A 1,818-nucleotide genomic window follows, 5' to 3' on the forward strand; every position below is an offset into this window, starting at 1 on the left:
GCCCTCAGGAGCCCCCGTGCAGCTGTCCGTCGACCCCGCCTCGGCCACTCCCCCGTACGAGCAGATCCGCGCCCAGATCGCCGAGCGGGCCCGCTCCGGCGAGCTGCCGACCGGGCTGCGGCTGCCCACCGTCCGCGCCCTGGCCGAGGAGCTGGGGCTGGCGGCCGGCACCGTCGCCCGGGCCTACCGCGAGCTGGAGGCGGACGGCGTGGTGGAGACCCACGGCCGGCGCGGCACGCTGATCGCCGCCACCGGGGACGCCGCGCACCGGCTGGCCGCCGAGGCCGCCGCCGAGTACGCCGCCCGGGCGAGCCGCCTGGGCGTCTCCCGCGCGGAGGCCCTGGCCGCCGTGGACACCGCCCTGCGGCTGGCCTACCCGCAGGGCTGAACTCCCCCGGAGGGGGCCTCAGGGGGGCGCTCAGAGCTCGGGGCGGACCATCCCCGCCGCGGGGGCCTGGGAGGCCGGTGCGGTGGTGCTGACGGGCTGTCCGGAGGCGCTGTGCTTGATCCAGTCCGTCCAGGCGATGTTCCAGTCCCCGAAGCCGTTGCCGAAGGGCTCCATCCGGCCGCCGCGGCTGTTCACCACCGTCACCAGGTCCCCCACCCGGGTGTGCTGGTAGAACCACTCGGCGTTGCCGGTGCTCATGCCGGTACAGCCGTGGCTGACGTTCTCGACGCCCTGCGAGCCGACCGACCAGGGCGCCGCGTGGACGTACTCGCCGCTCCAGGTCACCCGGGTGGCCCACAGCACGTCGAGGTCGTAGGACTCCGTGCTGCCCGGCGCTATCCCGATCGTCTCGCCGTTCATCCGGACCGACCGCTCCTGGCCGAGCACCACCTTGACGCCGTTGCGGGTGTCGAAGCCGGGCTTGCCGGTGGTGACCGGGATGGTCCGCAGCGCCTCGCCGTCACGCTTCAGGGTGAGCTCGTGGGCGGCCGCGTCGATCACCGACTCCACCCGCTCGCCGATCCGCAGCTTCAGCGAGCTGCGGTCACCGCCGTACAGGCCGTCCGCGATCCGGCTGCCGGTGCCGTCGAAGGCCAGCGAGACGGCCGTCCCGGCCGGCCAGTACTCCTCCGGCCGGAAGTGCAGGTTCTTGTCGTCCACCCAGTACCAGGCGCCGGTGACGGCGGGCTGGGAGCCGACGGTCAGGGCGCGCTCGACCTCCTGGCGGGCCTGCGGGTCCTTCACCGCCTCGGAGAGCTCCACGGTGAGCGGCTGGCCCACCCCGTAGACGCCGCTGCCGGAGGAGTCCGGGCCGAGCTTGGCGGTGAGCAGGCGCTCGGCGGCGAGGGTGCTGAAGCTCGCGGTGGTGTCGCCGCGGCCGCCCTTGCCGTCGTCGGCGGAGATCCGCACCGTGTACGCGGTGGCGGCCTTCAGCCGGCCGGTGGTCTGCCAGCTGCGCTGGTCCTCGGCCAGTTTCCCGGCGACCACCCGGCCGTCCGGGCCGACCACGGTGACGTCGGTGAGCCGGCTGTCCCGGACGGCCGTCACGGTGACCGGCTGGGAGGGGTCGGCCTTGGCGTCCGCCGAGAGGTGGACCAGCGGGGCCGCGTCGATCCGGTGCGGTCCGACCGGCTCCTCGTCGCCGGCCGTGCAGCCGGCCAGCGGGGCCAGCACGGCGAGGGCCAGCGAGATGCCGCCGAGAGCTGCGATTCCGCGCCTGTCGGCCATGGCCGCCTCCGAAGGTTTCACACGATTGATCAGATCGTAGGAACGCCCCCGGCGAAGCGACATCCGAGGGACATCCGGTTCACCCGGCCGAGTGAGGCCGTCATCCCGGGGACGCAGCGGCACCCGGGAACGCGGCAGGGCCT

Annotated in this window: 2 protein-coding genes; one reads left to right on the forward strand and one right to left on the reverse strand. The window is 74.6% G+C overall.

What is annotated here, in order from left to right; translation table 11 throughout:
* The first annotated feature begins 16 nt into the window (after positions 1 to 16).
* Entirely contained in the window at positions 17 to 388 is a 372-nt protein-coding gene (locus tag ACFU6K_RS38245; protein WP_380671166.1) for a GntR family transcriptional regulator, read from the forward strand.
* 30 nt (positions 389 to 418) lie between these two features.
* On the opposite strand, the gene ACFU6K_RS38250 is transcribed toward ACFU6K_RS38245, so the two are convergent.
* A complete protein-coding gene (locus tag ACFU6K_RS38250) occupies positions 419 to 1,675 on the reverse strand; it encodes an Ig-like domain-containing protein (RefSeq protein ID WP_380671164.1) in 1,257 nt (418 codons plus the stop codon).
* Positions 1,676 to 1,818 lie beyond the last annotated feature (143 nt).

Source organism: Kitasatospora sp. NPDC057512 (assembly GCF_042802135.1).
GTDB lineage: Bacteria > Actinomycetota > Actinomycetes > Streptomycetales > Streptomycetaceae > Kitasatospora.